Here is a 16,554-nt window from a genome sequence, read left to right on the forward strand (position 1 = left end):
CGGCGGCATGGGCACGCTTCGCCGCATTTTTGACGCACCGGCTGCGTCCTCACCGTGGACCGCGCTCGCCCTGGGCGCCGTGTACTTCAGCGCCTGCGCGCTGTCGTCGCTGATGATCTACAACGCGCAGTCGGTGGCGCTGTTCTGGCCGGCGGCCGGTGTCGCGCTGATCGGCCTGCAGCGCTTCGGGCTGCGCCACGTGTGGTTTATCCCGCTCGCGCTGCTGGTCTATCACGCCACGTTTTCGCCCGTGCCCAGTGCGTTCCTGCCGTTCTCGCTGGCAGCGAACACACTGTCGGCGCTCGCCGGTGTCTGGCTGATCCGCCGCGGCGGCCCGCTCCGGCTCGACACGCGCGGCGGCTTCCAAGTGCTGTTCGGCGGCGCGTTGCTGGCGATCGTCAGCGCGACGATCGGCGTGGCCGGCATGCGCGTGTCGGGCATGTTGCCGGTGTCGGCCACCACGAGTGCCTGGGTGCACTGGGCGCTCGGAAGTCTGCTGGGCGTTGCCGCCGTCGGCCCGGCCATGCTGCTCATGCCGCCGCCGCGGTCGAGCTCGCCGATCGCGTTGCCGGCCACCGACTACGCCCGCGAGCCCGAGCGCCTGGCCTGGCTGGTGGCGCTGGCCACCAGCTTCCTGCTGATGGCCTGGGGCGCGGCGGCCGGTGGCGCATACGTGCTTGGCCTGATCGCACTGCCGCTGGCGACGCTGATCTGGAGCGCGATCCGGTTCCGGCCGTGGTGGACCGCGATGGGCACGCTGGTGACCAGCCTGATGATCGGCGTGTTCGCCGGCTTCGGGCTGGCCGGGTTCTCGGTGCCCACGCGGGCGCTGGATGCGATGCAGCTGCTGGGCTTTCTGATCATGGTGGCGATCCTGCCGGTGGTTGTCGCCCTGTCCACCTATGAGCGCCGCGTGGCGACGCGCCGCATGCTGCACAACGCGCTGACCGACCCGCTGACCCGGATGCCCAACCGCACCGCGTTCGAGCAGAACGCACGTCGCCTGCTGGCCACCTCGGGCGCGACGCCGCGTGCTCTGGCCTATCTCGATCTCGACCACCTCAAGCTCATCAACGACACCGCCAGCCACACAGCCGGCGACAGCCTGATCCGCGGCATCGCCGGGGCGCTGCAGGCCGCGATGCGCCCGAACGACCTGGTCGGGCACCTCGGAGCGGACGAGTTCGCCGTGCTGATGCACAACGTGCTGCCGGCCGCGGCCGAGGACCGCGCGCGCCAGCTGCTGCGCGAGGTCGCGATCTACCGCTGTGACTGGGAGGGCCAGATGCTCAGCACGACCGTGAGCATCGGTCTGGTGCCGTTCTCCGGTGAGGAAATCGACTTCGCACGGCTGTTGTCACAGGCCGACGCCGCCTGCTTCACCGCAAAGGAACTGGGCGGCGACCAGGTCTGCCGCGCTTCGTTGGAGGCCGGGGGGCAGCTGGACCACACGCAGCCGATGCGCATGGCTGTGCGTGCGCGCGAGGCGGTCGAAAACCGCACGCTCGTACTGTATTCGCAGGCGATCGTGCCCTTGCACGACGGCGCGGCGAGCGGCCGCCACTTCGAATTGCTGCTGCGTCTGCGTGATCCAGCCAGCGGCGAGTTGCTGCTGCCCTCGCAGTTTTTCTCGGCCGCCGGCCGCTTCCGCCTGGGCGTGCGCATCGACCGCGAAGTGATCGAAATGGCGCTGGGCTGGCTCGAACGCCATGCCGACCCGCGCGATGTCGACCTGTGTGCGATCAACCTGTCGGCCGAATCGCTGGTCGACGAAGGATTCACGCGGTTCCTTGCCGAGCGCCTGCGCAGCACTTCGTTTCCGCCCGAAAAGCTGTGCCTGGAGATCACCGAGACCAGCGCGCTTCGCGATATCGCCCGCGCCCAGCGCTTCATCGGCCAGATGCGCGACCTCGGCTGCCGCTTCGCGCTCGATGATTTCGGCACCGGCTTCTGCTCGTTCGGCTATCTGAAATCGCTCGACGTGGATTACTTCAAGATCGACGGCAGCTTCGTGCGCGAGCTCGAGAGCTCACCGCTGTCGCTGCCGATCGTGCGCGCGATCACCGACATCGCGCACACGCTCGACAAGCGCAGCATTGCCGAGCACACGGAAACGCCACAGCAGCTGACGATGCTCGCCCAGCTCGGCGTCGACATGGCGCAGGGCTTCGGCGTGCACCGACCCGAACCGATCGAGCAGTATTTCGCACGAACCCAGCCGTCCGCAGGCATGGCGCCCGAACGCGTCGGCACGCGCCACTGAGCGCGCCGAGCGTCGGCGTCTGAGGACTGATCTAACCCGCGACCCGGTTGCCTTGGGCGATGCGCAATGCGTCGTCGAGCAGCGCGGCCGCGGTGACTCCCGCGCCGGCACCGGGGCCCTGGATCACCAGTGGCTGTTCCGCATAACGATCCGACCAGATGGCGATACGGTTGTCGGTGCCTGCGCCGATCGCGAGCGGATCATCGGCCGGTAGCGATTCGAGCCCCACGGTCGCACGTGGCCTTCCGGTGCGGGTGTCGAGTCGGGCGATGAAACGAAGCTTCTCCCCGTTCCGGTACGCCCGGGCGAAACGCGTGCGCAATGGTGTGTCGAGCAGCGCGAGCGAGGCATCCAGGTCCGCGACTGGCACATGCGCCAGTTCGTCCGGGACCAGTGACTCGACCGCCACATCGTCGACATCGAGCGGCACGCCGGCCGCGCGCGCAAGGATCAGGATCTTGCGGCGGACGTCCTCGCCCGAGAGGTCGTCGCGCGGGTCGGGCTCGGTGTAGCCGGCCGCGCGCGCTTCGCGCACGAAGCCCGAGAACGGCCGCAACCCGTCGAACTGCCCGAACAGCCACGCAAGCGAGCCCGACAGCACGCCGGCAATCGCGTGGATGCGGTCGCCACCGGCCTGCAGCTCACGCAGCGCGCGCAGCACCGGCAGTCCCGCGCCGACGGTCGCGCTGTCGCCGTAGAGCGTGCCGGCGGCAACGCGTGCATCGCGGATCGCCTGCCAGCGTGCCAACGGCCCGCCCTGTCCGAGCTTGCAGGCCGTCACCACGTGCACGCCTTGATGCAGCCATCGGGCATGCCGGGTGGCGACGTCCTCGCTCGCGGTCGCATCGATGACGATGCATGTGGCTGCGCCGTCGAGCACGGCCTCGAGTTGATCGAGCGTGCTCCTGCGCACGAGCGCGGGCGCCGCCGCAGTGCTACGTGCCGCGGGTTGCGAAGCAACTGCCGCCCCGGCGCTTGCGCACGCAGTGGATGATGCGCCGCTCGCCGCATCGCCGACACCGAGCAGCGACGCGGTCGCGGTCGGGCCCAGCCCGGTGCGGTCCGATGCTGCCACCCTCGAGTTCGCCACGTGCACCAGCGACAAACGGTTGGAGAGCGGACTGCGCTGCAGCGCTTCCAATCGCGCGAGCACCGCGCGCCCGACGGTGCCGGTGCCCAGCAGCGCAACGCGGGCGGACTCGCCCGACGCCGCGCGCGGATCAGCGGACACGTGGCGGATACCCGGCGCGGCGGCGCTCATTTCGCGACGCGGCGCTGGGCGTCGGACACGTGCCCGGCGCGGTCGAGGGCGGCCGACAGGTCGGCGATCAGGTCATCGACGTGCTCGATACCCACCGACAGGCGCAGCAGCCCGTCACCGATCCCGGCCTGTGCACGCGCTTCGGCCGACATGGCCGCATGGGTCATCGTTGCCGGATGCGCGACCAGGCTTTCGACACCGCCGAGCGACTCGGCCAGCGTGAAGCACACGAGTCCGTCGAGGAACGCACGCACGGCCGGCTCGCCGCCGTCGATCTCGACGCTGAGCATCGCGCCGAAGCCGCGCTGCTGGCGCGACGCAAGCGCATGGCCGGGGTGCTCCGGCAAGCCGGGGTAATGCACGGCAAGCACCGCCGGGTGTGCGTCGAGCAAGGCCGCAATCGCATGCGTGTTTTCCTGGTGCACGCGCAACCGCGCATCGAGCGTGCGCAGGCCGCGCAGGGTCAGGAAGCTGTCGAATGGCGAGCCCGTAATGCCGAGCGCGTTCGCCCACCACACGAGCTGCTGATGCTGCGCGGCGTCCTTCGCCACCACCGCGCCACCGACCACATCGCTGTGGCCGTTGATGTATTTCGTCGTCGAGTGCACGACGAAATCCGCACCGAACGCGATCGGCTGCTGCAGCGCCGGCGACAGGAACGTGTTGTCGACCACCGCGAGCGCACCTGCCGCATGCGCTGCCTCGATGACGAAGCGCAGGTCGGTGACGCGCAGCAGCGGATTGGATGGCGTTTCGATCCAGACCACGGCCGGTCCGGCCGCAAGCGCCTGGCTCAGCGCGCGTGCATCGGTGAGGTCGCAGGTGACCAGTTCGAATGCGCCCTTCGCCGCCAGCGCATTGAACAGCCGCCAGCTGCCGCCATAGCCGTCATGCGGCACGACCAGCCGGTCGCCGGGCTTGAGCAGTGCGTGCAGGATCAGCGTGATCGCCGCCATGCCGGTCGCGGTGACGACGCCACCTGCGCCGCCTTCGAGCTCGGCCAACGCCTCACCGAGCAGGTCGCGCGTCGGGTTGCCGCTGCGGGTGTAATCGTAGGTGCGCTTTTCGTTGAAGCCGGCGAAGCTGAAGTTCGACGACAGCACGATCGGCGGGGTGACCGCGCCGTACGCGGTGTCGCGATCGATGCCGGCGCGCACCGCCGCGGTGCTCGGGTGACGGGTGGTCGCTTCGGCCGGTGCCGGGACCGACGTGATTCCGTGCAGCGCGCTCATGCCGACACCTCCGGGTTTGCATCAATAAGGCACTCGCGCAGCACCGCGCCGATCGCGTCGACCTCCTTCAAAAACGCGTCGTGCCCGTACGCCGAATCCAGCACGCACAGCCGGGTTTCGCCACGCAGCCGCTGCGCAAGGGCGCGCGCATCCGCGACCGGCACCAGCCGGTCCTGCTCAACCGCCACAACGGTGACCGCGACGTTGATGGATTCAGGCTCGAGCGATTGCAGATCGATCGATTCGGACAGTCGCAGGAACGCGACCGGCGGGGTGTTCGACGCGTACTTCGCGCCGCAATGATCGAGGTAGTCCTCCGCGCCGACGCGCACGCGGCCGTGGGCCACCTCGACCGAGTCGAACCGGGCGTCGAATTCCTCCGGCGTGCGGTAGCTGAGGATCGCGAGCTGGCGTGCAAGCGCGAGCCCGTGCGATTCGTCGCACTGCAAGGCACCGAGCGCCACCGCGCGGCGCTGCAGCGCCCGCCATGCGCTGGCATACGGATGCGCGCGATGCGTGCCGCTGATCGCCACCAGCTGGTGCAGCCGCGCCGGATGCCGCGCTGCGAACTGCAGGCCGACCATCGCGCCGTACGAGCTGCCGACGAACGCATGCAGCGCTTCGACGCCCAGCGCGTCGAGCAGCGCGGCGATCGCGTCGGCCTGATCGGCCGGATCGATCACGACATCGAGCGCACCATCGGCACCGAGCCAGTCGAACGAGAGGAGGCAGTGCGTTTGCGGATCGAGCGCCCGGCCTTCGCCGACCTGCGCCTGCCACCAGCCGGGCTCGGCGAAACGGTCGTTCGCCGCCAGGTGCCGGTGTGCGGAAATGCCGCCGGCCACGAACACCGCCGGCTGCGCCGCATCGCCCGCCCATTCGTAACGCAGCGTCACGCTGCGGCGTCCTGCGTGGCGCAGGTCGAGCACGAGTTCGACCTCCCCACGCCCGGCCGCGACGCCACGGGGCAGTCGCGGCGATGAGTTGACGATGGTGTCGGCGAACGGGTACGGCGCAGTACAGCGCGCGGGCGAGTTGCAGGTAATCGGTTCGGCAAGGCTCATGGCAAGGCTCCGGGAAAGAAGGGCCATCGAGCCTGCGTTGCCGCATGCGCCAAGGCCGCACGCGCAACCATCTTCCGGTCGACCGCACAGCGGGTCACCGCAGGATTTGGCACCTGGCACGGCTTGCGCCGCACTGGCTGCCCCGGCTTCAAAGGGCCTGTCCCTCTGCCGGTCTCGATGGATGGCGCCAGTCTGCACGCAGCGGCGCCACGCATCAATCTCTTTATGCGCATGAAGCGATATGAAAGTTCGGCATGAATGATGCGGTCCGGGCATGAACCATCCCCGCGCCGGATGCAAGCGCGGCCTGCACATGGCCCGAATACACTTTCGCCATGACCACCCGCCTCACGACCGTCGTCCTCGCCGCAGCGCTGCTGTCGGCGTGCGCGACGCGTACGCCCGCCCCCGCCGACACGCCGGCGCAACCCGCGGCCCTGGGCGTCGTGCCGGCAACGGTCGACGAGACCTACGTCTCCGAGCAAAGCCCGACCGACGAGCTCGATTCACTCGCGACCTGGGTCGCCGAGGACGGCCGAACCTGGCTGATCGCCAGCGCGAAGTCATCGCATCGGCTGGTCGTGTTCGATGCCGACAGCGGCGAGCGCCTGCGCGAAGTCGGCGGGCGTGGCGACGGGCCCGGGCAGTTCAACCGGCCGAACGGGGTCGCCGTCCACGGCGATCACCTGTTCGTCGTCGAGCGCGACAATCATCGCGTGCAGGTGCTGTCGCTGCCCGGGTTCGAACCGGTCGCGACGTTCGGCGGCGCCGAGCTTCGCAGCCCGTACGGGATCTGGTTGCACGAGAGCGAGCCCGGCGAACTCGACGTCTACGTGACCGACAGCTTCATGTACGGCGAGCGCTTCGACCGCGTCCCGCCGCTGGCCGAGCTCGACCAGCGCGTGCGCCATTACCGAATCGCGATCAACCCCGACGGCACGGTCCAGACGCGCCATATCGGTGCATTCGGCGACACCAGTGAAGCCGCAGCGCTGCGCGTGGTCGAATCGATTGCGGGCGATCCCGCGCATGAACGCCTGCTGGTCGCCGATGAAAGCACCGCCCGCCACGGCGGCGCGTCCACTCTGGTCGAGTACACGCTTGCCGGGCAGCCGACCGGGCGGCGCCTACCGACCGCGAGCTTCCGCGCACAGGCCGAAGGCGTCGCGCTGTGGAGCTGTCCGGACGGTAGCGGCTACTGGGTCGCGGTCGACCAGCTTTCACCGCTGACGGCATTTCACCTGTTCGACCGTAAGACGCTGGAGCCACGCGGCAGTTTCCAGGGCCGGGTAACCGCGCATACCGATGGCGTCGCGCTGCATGCAGCGTCGACGCCGAGCTTCCCCGGCGGCGCGCTGTTCGCAGTGCATAACGACCGCGCGGTCACCGCGTTCGACCTGCGCCGCGTTGCGCAATCGCTCGGGCTTGCGCCGGGCTGCACCGGCTGAGGATCGAATGGGCCGGACCCGACTGGCGATGCTCGTGGCCGCACTCGCGGCAACGGGCGCGGCCGGGGGCACCGGCGCGACGCCGGTCTACCGCTGGACCGACGCCGAGGGCACGCGTCATTACGGCGACCGCCCGCCCGCCACGCAGTCCGCGGCCGCGCTGCCGCTTTCTGCGCCCCCCACGCCCGCGACGGCCGAGCCGATCGCACGGCTGCGCATCGAGCCCGGCACCGGCCGCAACTACGCCTGGGCCGACAACCTGCTCGGCGGGCCGGTGGAAATCCGGCTTCGATTCCAGCGCCGGCGCAACATCGTCAGCGACCCCGTCCTGCCAGCCCGCGCAACGCTGCCCGCCGGCGGCAGCATGCTGCTCGCGGTGCTGAGCGTGGCCGAGAGCGGACGCGGCGGCGGCGATTTCCAGCTGCAGATGGACACGCTGCCCGGCGACCCGGCGGCGCAGCCGCGCGACGTCGAGTACCGGCTGCCGGTGCGCCACCCGACGCCGCGCATCGACCAGAGCTACGACGGCCGCTTCAGCCATTCGGACCTGCAGAACCGCCACGCGATCGACTTCGCCGTCCCCATCGGAACGCCGGTGCTGGCCGCGCGCTCAGGCACGGTGATGCAGCTGGAATCGAAATACGAGGCGTCGGGGCTCGATGCCGCCCGGTACGCAGGCCGTGCGAACTACATCCGCATCGCCCATGACGACGGCACGATGGCGGTCTATGCCCACCTGAGGGCAAAGGGCGTGCTCGTACGCGTGGGCCAGAAGGTGCAGGCGGGCCAGCAGATCGGGCTGTCCGGCAACACCGGGTATACGACCGGGCCGCACCTGCATTTCGTGGTGCAGGTCAACCGCGGCATGCGGATCGAATCGATCCCGTTCCGGATGCGGGGCCCGTCCGGCCCGTTGCGGATCGGACCGGTGAAGTAAGCCTCGCTCAGGCCGGCTGGGCCATCGACTCGGCCATCTCGCGCCACTTCGGCAGTTTGTCGATCACGCCGACCTGGCGCAGGTATTTTTCGTCGACCGGTTCGCCGAGCACGAGCGCGGATGCGACGTGCACCGCGCCGACCACCCAGAAGCCCGAGCCACGCAGCCGCGCCGGTGTGCGGTGATACGCCACCGCCTCGACGATCGGCATCGGAAGGCCCCACAGGCCAAGCAGGTAGGCACCTGCCTCGGCATAGTGCGGACCGGACTCGTCGTCACCCGCGCGCACGCCAGGCAGCAGCCGGCCGACCTCGGCCAGCAATCCGGCGGTCGCCGCCAGTTCCGCGCTCGAACCGCCGAGCAGGCGCGCGGCAAGCCGCGAGGTCATCAATGCACGTTCCTGCATGGCATCGCGATCCACGGCATCGGACGACTGCACCGAGCCGAACGTCTCGCTTGCCAGCACCAGCCCGCGCAGCGACTGCATGCCCAGCCGCGTGACCGCGGTGCGCATGTCGGTGATCTGCCGCCCGCCGGAGAAAAACGCCGAGTTGCAAAGCCGCAGCACTTTGGCCGCGACGCCCGGGTCCTGCGAGAGCACTTCGGCCACTTCAAAATTGCTCGCGTCCGGGTCGCGCAGCAGCTGGGTCAGCTCGATGTAGATGCGGGGCGGCGGCGGCAGCGAGCCGATGCGGCCGATGGCTTGTTTGAGTTCGGCGTTGTCGAGCAACTCCCGCAGGTCGACCACGCTGTCGACGGCCTCGATCAGCTCAGATGCGTCCAGCGGCGTGTTGAGCATGCGGTGCGCGCAATCGAGCGCATGCAGCGCATGGCTTTCCTCATTCTTGTCGAGCAACACGATGCGCACGGCACCCGGATACGCGTTGCGCATCTGCGCCAGGATCTCGGCCCCCTGCAGGGTGCCGAGGCGCAGCGGGCAGACGAACACGTCCACCGGCGCATCTGCCGTCATTCCGTCAGGTCCGGCCGCATCGACCGCCGCGACCTCCCAGTCCAGCCCCATGCCCACCAAGGCCTGCTTCAACTCGCCGGCCTGGCCCGAGCCCTCACCCGCGATCACGATCCGCACTGAACGTTTCTCCGAAAACTCCCCTGCGAGCGATGGTAGACCCGTGCTCACGGCAGGCCTTCGCGCTGTGAACGGCAGATTGCCGAAATGCTGTCTCGCGCACATTCCCGATGGGCAGTCCGCACACCGCGTTGCAACGCGCATGCGGCGCGGTGTATGCGCGGGGCGCCGTGCGAACCGGACCGCCGCGACGGCCGAGTGGCGGGACAGGCGCCCGCATGGACACGCCGGCCCGCCGGAATTCGACTCTCACGCGGCTCGGCCGTCACGTTGCCACGCAGTGACCAGTGCAGCCCCGCCATGAAACCGTCACATCAAACCGGCGGCGGGGCGTCAACGCGCTGACGCGCCGGTGGCCCGCCGCAGTCAGGCGCGCTGCTGCACGGCGCCACGCCGCCTGCACCGGTCGCTCCGCCGCAGGTTTCAGATCGATCGGCGTGGGCCGTTAAACCAATTCAGTCGCAGCCCGTCGACCTTGGGCACAGAAGTTGCCTGAGCGTTGCAAAGGCCTGTGCTGAACGCGGGCCCGAGCCCGCCCAGTGGAGTGCAGCACCCGTGACCATCAAAACCGCCGCGCTCGCAATCTCGGTGCTATCCGTCTCGCTGGCGGCCTGCGCCCAGAGCGGTCCGGTCCGGTCGAGCCAACACCTCGACACGCGTGACCTGCCGCGCACGGCCGCAGGCGCACCGCCGCCCGTGGTCAGCCCCTCCGTGCGCCTGCCGCCTCCGGTCGCACGCGGCCCGGTCGAGCTCTACAGCGTGGTGGTGAACCGCGTGCCGGTGAGCGAGTTGCTGTTCGCGCTGGCCCGCGATGCGAAGCTCAACGTCGATGTGCATCCGGGCATCGAGGGGCTGGTGACGCTCAATGCGATCGACCAGACCCTGCCGCAGATCCTCGAGCGCGTGCAGCGCCAAGCGGACATCCGCTACACGCTCGAAGGCAACTCGCTCAGCGTGGTCCCGGACCGCCCCTTCACGCGCACCTATCGCGTGGACTACCTGCACATGGAGCGCGACACCACCGGGTCCATCTCCATCGCGACCCAGGTCGCCACCACCGGTGGCACGTCGTCCAGCCAGGGCACCGGCAACAACTCGTCCACCCAGATCGCAAGCACCACCAATCATCGCTACTGGCAGTCGCTCACGCAGGCGGTCGGCCAGCTGCTCGGCATATTGGATGCCAAGGGCGCAGTCAGGCCCGCCGCCGTGCTGCCCGCGGCCGCGGTGTCTGTGGGTACGACTCCCGGCGCCGTCGCGCCCCTGTCCCCCGACGCCAACGCAGGCAACGAACCGGCCGTCATCGCGCAGCCGGAAGCCGGCCTGCTGATCGTGCGCGGCACCGCGCGCCAGCATGCGCAGGTCGCGGACTTCCTCGACCGTTCGGTCACCTCCGCTCGCCGCCAGGTGATGATCGAAGCCACGGTCGTCGAGGTGCAGCTGTCAAACCAGTACCAGCAGGGCATCGACTGGCAGGCGCTGCGCCTGGGCAGCACTTCGCTCGGCTTCACCGTGCAGCCCGGCCCAGGCACCGGCACCCTGCCGGGCGGTACGCCCATGAGCGGCCAGGTGCCGGTGATGGGCGTACTGGAGTTCGCCAAGTCGCTTGCCGGCATCGATATCTCCGGCGCGCTGAAGCTGCTCGAATCGTTCGGCAGCACGCAGGTGCTGTCGAGCCCGAAGGTCAGCGTGCTCAACAACCAGACCGCGCTCATCAAGGTCGTCGACAACCTCGTCTACTTCACGTTGAAGGCGGACTACACGCCGCCCACGACCACCACGCCTGCGGTGTTCAGCATCAACTCGACGCCGAACACGGTGCCGGTCGGCTTCCTCATGAACGTCACGCCGCAGGTGGGCGAGGACGGCGAGGTCATCATGAACCTGCGTCCGACGATCTCGCGCCTCACGCGCTACGTCGAGGACCCGGGCGTGGCGCTGACGCTCGCGGTCGCGCGCCAGTCCGGCGCGGACGTGCCCGACATCAAGAGCCAGGTGCCGGAAATCCAGACGCGCGAGATGGAGTCGGTCATCAAGGTGCGCGACGGCCAAATCGCCGTGCTCGGCGGCCTGATGCGCGACTACACCGACAACGGCGAGGACGGAGTACCCGGCGTGAGCCGCGTGCCCGGCGTGGGCAACCTGTTCAAGTACAAATCGCGCAAGCGCGAGAAGAGCGAGCTGGTGATCTTCCTGCGCCCGATCGTGGTGAAGAACGCGAGCCTGCAGGGCGATTACCGCAACTTCCGAGACCAGTTGCCGGACGGTGAGTTCCAGCCGTCTGCGATGTCGCTGCCGGCGCCGCGCGATGCACAGCCCTCGCAGCCAGCCGCAGCGCCCGCGACGGTGAACTGACACGGCCATGAGCATCCTTCTCGAAGCCCTGAAGAAGGCCGAAGCGCGCAAGCGCGAAGCCGCGGCGACGGCATCCGCTCCGCGCGATGCCGTGCGCCCGTCCGCTGCCGGCGTGATCGCGCTGGCCGAAAAGACGTCGTCCTCGCGCACGAGCGAATCGCCCGATGCCGACGACCGGGCCACCGAAGCGATGCGCGACGATGCGCGGGAGCCGGGTGTTGCGACGCAGCCCGCTGGGGGCACCGGCTTCGGATCGCTTCCCGAACTGCTGTCGCTGTCGGCGCTCGATTCCGCCCAGACACCGGCGGCTGCGCCCGCGTTCGCGCCCATGTCGCTCGATAGCGCCCTGGGCCTTGCACCCGCTGACGACGCGTCGCCGCTGGCGGTGCGCGTCACGCACGCTGCACCGGGCGCGTTCACGTCGCTGTCGCTGGAGCCTCTGGCGCTTGCGCCGATGGAGGCCGAATCCGCGGTCGATGCCACGGTGGCAGGCTCGTCTGCCGAGGCAATGGAACGCATCGCGAACGACAGCACATCCAGTGCGGTCGACGAAGTCCATGCAGCTGCGCTTGCGCGCGATGGCAGCGCTTGCCCCTTGCCCGCGGCAGAGGCGCCATCCACGCCGACAGTCGATGCTCCAGTCGTGGACGCATTGCCATCGCCGGCATCTCGGACGCTCGAAGCGCCGACGCCCGCCGAGCCTGCGCCCTCCATTGCAGCTGCGCCTGTTACGGCAGCGGGCTCGATGGCAAATCCGACGCCTTCCGCGCCAGCCCCCGTTGCAGAGGCACCGGGTGCAGTGGCCGAGCCGGTGTCACCGCCGCCGTCCGCAAGCCCCCAAGTGGCCGCAGCGCCTGCGAACGCGCCTGCAGCGTCCACCGCACCTGTGACTGCCCCCGACGCTGCCGCTGCCGCTGCCGCTGCGAAGGCGAAGACTGCCAAGCCGACAAAGCTCGCATTGCCTCAAATACCCCGCCGCATCGCCTATGCGGCAATGGCCGTCGCCGTCGCCGGCGCGCTCGGTGGCGGTGCGTACTGGCTGCATCTCATGGGCGTGCCGCCGTTCGGCACTACGCCGTCGATGGTGGCGGTTGTCCCGCCGCCGTCCAGCATGCCTGCCGGACCGGCAGCGCCAACGCTGGAGGTCGCCGTGGACGGCACGCCTGCCACCGCGCCGGGCATGCCCGTGTCCGCGGAGCCTTCGCCGACCACGCCCGCGGCCGATATCGCACCGCCTGCGCCGCAGGCATCGCCCGCGATGCCGACTGTCGCACCTGTACTCGTGGCCCCCGCACCGCAGGCCGCACCGAATCTGCCGACCAGCGGCACGCTGGACGCACCGGAGCAGTCCCGACCCGCGCGCTCCGCGCTGGAAACGCCCGTGGACGAGCTGGACCTGCGTCCCGAGCCGCTCCGTGTGCAGCGCCGCAACTCCCCGTCACACCTGCTCGCCGGCTACGCCGCGCTCCAGGCGGGTCGTATCGATGATGCGGAAGCGTCGTACCGCGCCGCGCTGTCCGCGCAGCCGGGCGAACTCGACGCACTGCTCGGCCTGGCAGTGATCGCCGAAACGCGTGGCGACACCGCTAACGCGGAGCAGCTCTACCGCCGCGTACTCGCGCAGCAGCCGGAGCATCCGCAAGCGGTTGCCGGCCTGCTGGCCGTGTCCGGCTCCACGCACGCGGACGACGAAACCTCGCTGCGCCAGACGCTGTCGGCCAATCCCGACGCGGCCTCGCTGCACGCAGCCCTCGGCGCGCGCATGGCGGCCCAGGGCCGCTGGGCCGACGCGCAGTCGGCGTACTTCGAAGCCCACTCGCGAGAGCCGGGCAACGCAGACCACGTTTACAACCTCGCGGTCGCCCTGGACCAGTTGCAGCAGCCGCGCCTGGCCGCTGATCACTACCGCCGTGCACTCGGCATGGGCGACGGCGCCGCGCGCTTCGACCGCAATGCCGCAAGCGCACGCCTTGACGCCCTGACCATCGCCGGAGCCCACGCCCCATGAGTGGCAAGCCCCGCCTCGGCGACCTGCTGGTCGACCGCGGCCTCATCAGCGCCGACCAGCTCAAGATCGCCCTGCTCGAACAGCGTCGACAGGGCAAGCAGCTGGGCGAGACGCTCGTCAGCATCGGGTTCCTGACCGAGGACACGCTGCGTGAAGCGCTGTCGGAGAAACTCGGCAACGACAGCATCAACCTGTCCGGCATTCTCGTCGACGGCCATGCCCTCGCGCTGGTGCCGAAGGATCTCGCACGTCGCCATACGCTGTTCCCCGTTTCGTATGAGGTCGCCACGGGTGAACTCGTCATCGCGGTCAGCGATACACAGAACATCATCGCGATCGACCAGGTGCGCGCGCACCTCGGCAGCCGCGCGACGCCAGTGTGGCGCCTCGCGGCCACCGGTGAAATCCAGCGTGCAATCGAGACCTACTACGGTCACACGCTGTCGATCGACGGCATCCTCAACGAGATCGAAACCGGCCAGGCGGATGCAGCGCAGCTCTCGGCCGAAAACGCGGGCGAGTACAGCCACCCCGTCGTGCGCCTCGTCGATGCACTGCTGACCGACGGCGTGCTGATCGGCGCATCGGACCTGCACTTCGAACCCGAGCCGCAGTTCCTGCGCATCCGCTACCGCGTCGACGGTGTCATGCGTCAGGTGCGCGCGCTTCACCGCCGCTACTGGCCCGCGATGCTCGTGCGCCTGAAGATCCTGGCAGGCATGAACATCGCGGAGAACCGCGCGCCGCAGGACGGCCGCATCTCCACCACGCTTGCAGGGCGCGAGATCGACTTCCGCGCCGCCGCGCATCCGACCGCGCACGGCGAGAACTTCGTGCTGCGCGTACTCGACCGCAAGCGCGGCATCGTGCATCTGGACAAGATCGGCCTGTCGTCGGACCAGCTCGACACCATCAAGCTGATGCTCGCGCGTCCGGAAGGCATGTTTCTCGTCACCGGCCCGACGGGCTCGGGCAAGACCACCACGCTGTACTCGATCCTCAATTACCGCAACAGCGAGCAGGTCAACATCATGACCCTCGAGGACCCGGTCGAGTACACGATGCCGGTGATCCGCCAGAGCGCGGTCGGCGCCGGCACCAAGATGAACTTCGCCGAAGGCGTCCGCTCGCTGATGCGACAGGACCCGGACATCATCCTCGTCGGCGAGGTGCGTGACCGCGAGACTGCCGAGATGGCGTTCCGCGCGGCCATGACCGGTCACCAGGTCTTCTCGACGCTGCACTCGAACTCCGCACTGCGCGCCATCCCGCGCCTGTTCGACCTGGGCGTGCCGCCCGAGGTCATGAGCGGCAACCTGATCGGCATCGTCGCGCAGCGCCTCATCCGTCGCCTGTGCGCCGCCTGCTGCCAGGAGCGCGCGGCGGATCCGCTGGAAACGCAGCTGCTCGGGCTGGAACCCGACCAGCCGGTCAAGCACGCGGTCGGGTGCGAAGTGTGCAGTTTCAGCGGCTATCGCGGCCGCGTGGCCATCGTCGAGGTCATCCGCTTCGACGATGTGCTCGATGAGCTGATGGCGCGCCGCGCAAGCCTGCGTGAGTTCGAAGCAGCGGCGCTCGCGTCGGGCTTCAGGTCGCTCGCGCATGACGGCCTGCGTTACGCCCGTGAGGGCGTCACGACACTCGAGGAAGTCTCGCGTGTCGTCGACATCACGAGCCTGGTGTCGCTGTGAGCCTGTACCGCTACCGCGCGCTCGACACGGAAGGCCGCGTCGTCAAGGGCGAAAGCGATGCGAACAGCCCCGACGAACTCGAAGGCCGCCTCGGGCGGCTCGGGCTGTCGCTGCTTGTCGCCAAGCCGGTCAAGCCGGGCCTGACATCATCGATGTCGCGCCAGAAGATGGATCGGCGCGCGCTGATCGATTTCTTCTTCCACCTCGAATCCCTGCTGCGTGCCGGCGTACCGCTGCTGGAAACGCTGGTCGATCTGCGCGACTCGAGCGAAGTGCCGGCGGTGCGGTCGATGGTGGGAGACCTGGTGGATCGCATCGAAACCGGCACGCCGTTTTCCGATGCACTCGCCTGCCATCCCGACGTGTTCAACAAGCTGCTGGTGGGCCTGGTCCGCACCGGCGAGATCACCGGCAACCTGCCGGACGTGCTGCGCGAGATCACCGCCAACCTCAAGTGGCAGGATGAGCTGTCGTCGCAGACGCGCAAGGCGCTGATGTACCCGACGTTCGTGGCGGTCGTCGTCACGTCGGTCGTGTTCTTCCTGATGATCTACCTCGTGCCGCAGCTGGTGCAGTTCCTGCAGAACATGAAGCAGGAAATGCCGATCCAGACGCGCGTGCTCATTGCGGTGTCATCGTTCATCGTTGCGTGGTGGGCGGCGATCCTCGGCTTTCCCGTGGTTGCCGGCATCGGCCTGAAGGTCGGGCTGGACCGCAGTGCGGACCTGCGCCGCAAGCGTGACCACTTCATCCTGAAGATCCCCGTGCTCGGGGACATCCTGCGCAAGATCGCGCTGGCGCGCTTCGCCAACACCTTCGCGCTCATGTACGGCGCGGGCATCCCGGTGATGGACGCGCTGCAGCACTGCGAGGAAGCCACCGGCAACATCGCGGTCACCGAAGCGATGCAGCGCGCACGCACGCTGATCGGTCAAGGCATCCCGATCTCGCAGGCGTTCGAAGCCAGCGCGGCATTCCCGCCGCTGGTGCTGCGCATGCTCAAGATCGGCGAGCACACCGGGCGCCTCGATGAAGCGCTGCGCAATGTCAGTTACTTCTACTCGCGTGACGTCAACGAGGGCATCGGCAAGTTGCAGTCGATGATCGAGCCGATGCTCACCGTCGTCATGGGCGGCCTGCTCGGCTGGATCATGGTCGCGGTGCTCGGCCCCGTGTACGACACCATCTCCAACTTGCCGATGTGA

At 69.1% G+C, this 16,554-nt stretch carries 11 protein-coding genes and 1 riboswitch; of the genes, 7 read left to right on the forward strand and 4 right to left on the reverse strand.

Annotation, left to right across the window (positions count from 1 at the left end; translation table 11 throughout):
• The first annotated feature begins 7 nt into the window (after window positions 1–7).
• Window positions 8–2,263, forward strand: a complete 2,256-nt coding sequence (locus tag ACFFGH_RS33240) for a putative bifunctional diguanylate cyclase/phosphodiesterase (RefSeq protein WP_386677011.1) — start codon at window positions 8–10, stop codon at window positions 2,261–2,263.
• 31 nt (window positions 2,264–2,294) lie between these two features.
• On the opposite strand, the gene ACFFGH_RS33245 is transcribed toward ACFFGH_RS33240, so the two are convergent.
• Genes ACFFGH_RS33245 through metX form a run of 3 tightly spaced genes read right to left on the reverse strand, consistent with a single transcriptional unit; the run spans window position 2,295 to window position 5,820 of the window.
• Entirely contained in the window at window positions 2,295–3,524 is a 1,230-nt protein-coding gene (locus ACFFGH_RS33245) for a homoserine dehydrogenase family protein (RefSeq protein ID WP_386677013.1), read from the reverse strand.
• Window positions 3,521–4,756: an O-succinylhomoserine (thiol)-lyase gene (locus tag ACFFGH_RS33250; protein WP_386677015.1), complete on the reverse strand. Its 1,236-nt coding sequence runs from the start codon at window positions 4,754–4,756 to the stop codon at window positions 3,521–3,523. Before ACFFGH_RS33250 ends, ACFFGH_RS33245 begins: the two co-directional genes overlap by 4 nt.
• Window positions 4,753–5,820 (reverse strand): homoserine O-succinyltransferase MetX, encoded by a 1,068-nt coding sequence (metX, locus tag ACFFGH_RS33255; protein WP_386677017.1) that lies wholly within the window; start codon window positions 5,818–5,820, stop codon window positions 4,753–4,755. The genes ACFFGH_RS33250 and metX overlap by 4 nt, the downstream gene beginning before the upstream one ends.
• A 64-nt stretch (window positions 5,821–5,884) precedes the next feature.
• Window positions 5,885–6,004, reverse strand: a riboswitch (SAM riboswitch).
• A 151-nt stretch (window positions 6,005–6,155) separates the two neighbouring features.
• On the opposite strand from metX, the gene ACFFGH_RS33260 reads away from it, so the two are divergent.
• On the forward strand, window positions 6,156–7,268 hold the full coding sequence (locus ACFFGH_RS33260; RefSeq protein ID WP_386677019.1) for a phytase: 1,113 nt from the start codon (window positions 6,156–6,158) through the stop codon (window positions 7,266–7,268).
• A gap of 7 nt (window positions 7,269–7,275) precedes the next feature.
• Window positions 7,276–8,205, forward strand: coding sequence for a peptidoglycan DD-metalloendopeptidase family protein (locus ACFFGH_RS33265; protein WP_386677021.1), 930 nt, complete (start codon window positions 7,276–7,278; stop codon window positions 8,203–8,205).
• Between the two features lie 7 nt (window positions 8,206–8,212).
• Here ACFFGH_RS33265 and ACFFGH_RS33270 read toward each other — a convergent pair whose 3' ends face one another.
• Window positions 8,213–9,295 (reverse strand): HDOD domain-containing protein, encoded by a 1,083-nt coding sequence (locus ACFFGH_RS33270; RefSeq protein ID WP_386677024.1) that lies wholly within the window; start codon window positions 9,293–9,295, stop codon window positions 8,213–8,215.
• Window positions 9,296–9,850: 555 nt separating this feature from the next.
• Between ACFFGH_RS33270 and ACFFGH_RS33275 the strand changes: the two genes are divergently transcribed.
• Genes ACFFGH_RS33275 through ACFFGH_RS33290 form a run of 4 tightly spaced genes read left to right on the forward strand, consistent with a single transcriptional unit; the run spans window position 9,851 to window position 16,554 of the window.
• Window positions 9,851–11,650 (forward strand): secretin GspD/PilQ domain-containing protein, encoded by a 1,800-nt coding sequence (locus tag ACFFGH_RS33275; protein WP_386677026.1) that lies wholly within the window; start codon window positions 9,851–9,853, stop codon window positions 11,648–11,650.
• Between the two features lie 7 nt (window positions 11,651–11,657).
• A complete protein-coding gene (locus tag ACFFGH_RS33280; protein WP_386677028.1) occupies window positions 11,658–13,658 on the forward strand; it encodes a tetratricopeptide repeat protein in 2,001 nt (666 codons plus the stop codon).
• A complete protein-coding gene (locus ACFFGH_RS33285; RefSeq protein ID WP_386677030.1) occupies window positions 13,655–15,349 on the forward strand; it encodes a GspE/PulE family protein in 1,695 nt (564 codons plus the stop codon). The genes ACFFGH_RS33280 and ACFFGH_RS33285 overlap by 4 nt, the downstream gene beginning before the upstream one ends.
• The gene (locus tag ACFFGH_RS33290; protein WP_189454619.1) at window positions 15,346–16,554 is read left to right on the forward strand and encodes a type II secretion system F family protein; all 1,209 of its coding nucleotides are present in this window, start codon (window positions 15,346–15,348) and stop codon (window positions 16,552–16,554) included. Before ACFFGH_RS33285 ends, ACFFGH_RS33290 begins: the two co-directional genes overlap by 4 nt.

This window comes from Lysobacter korlensis, from assembly GCF_042434515.1.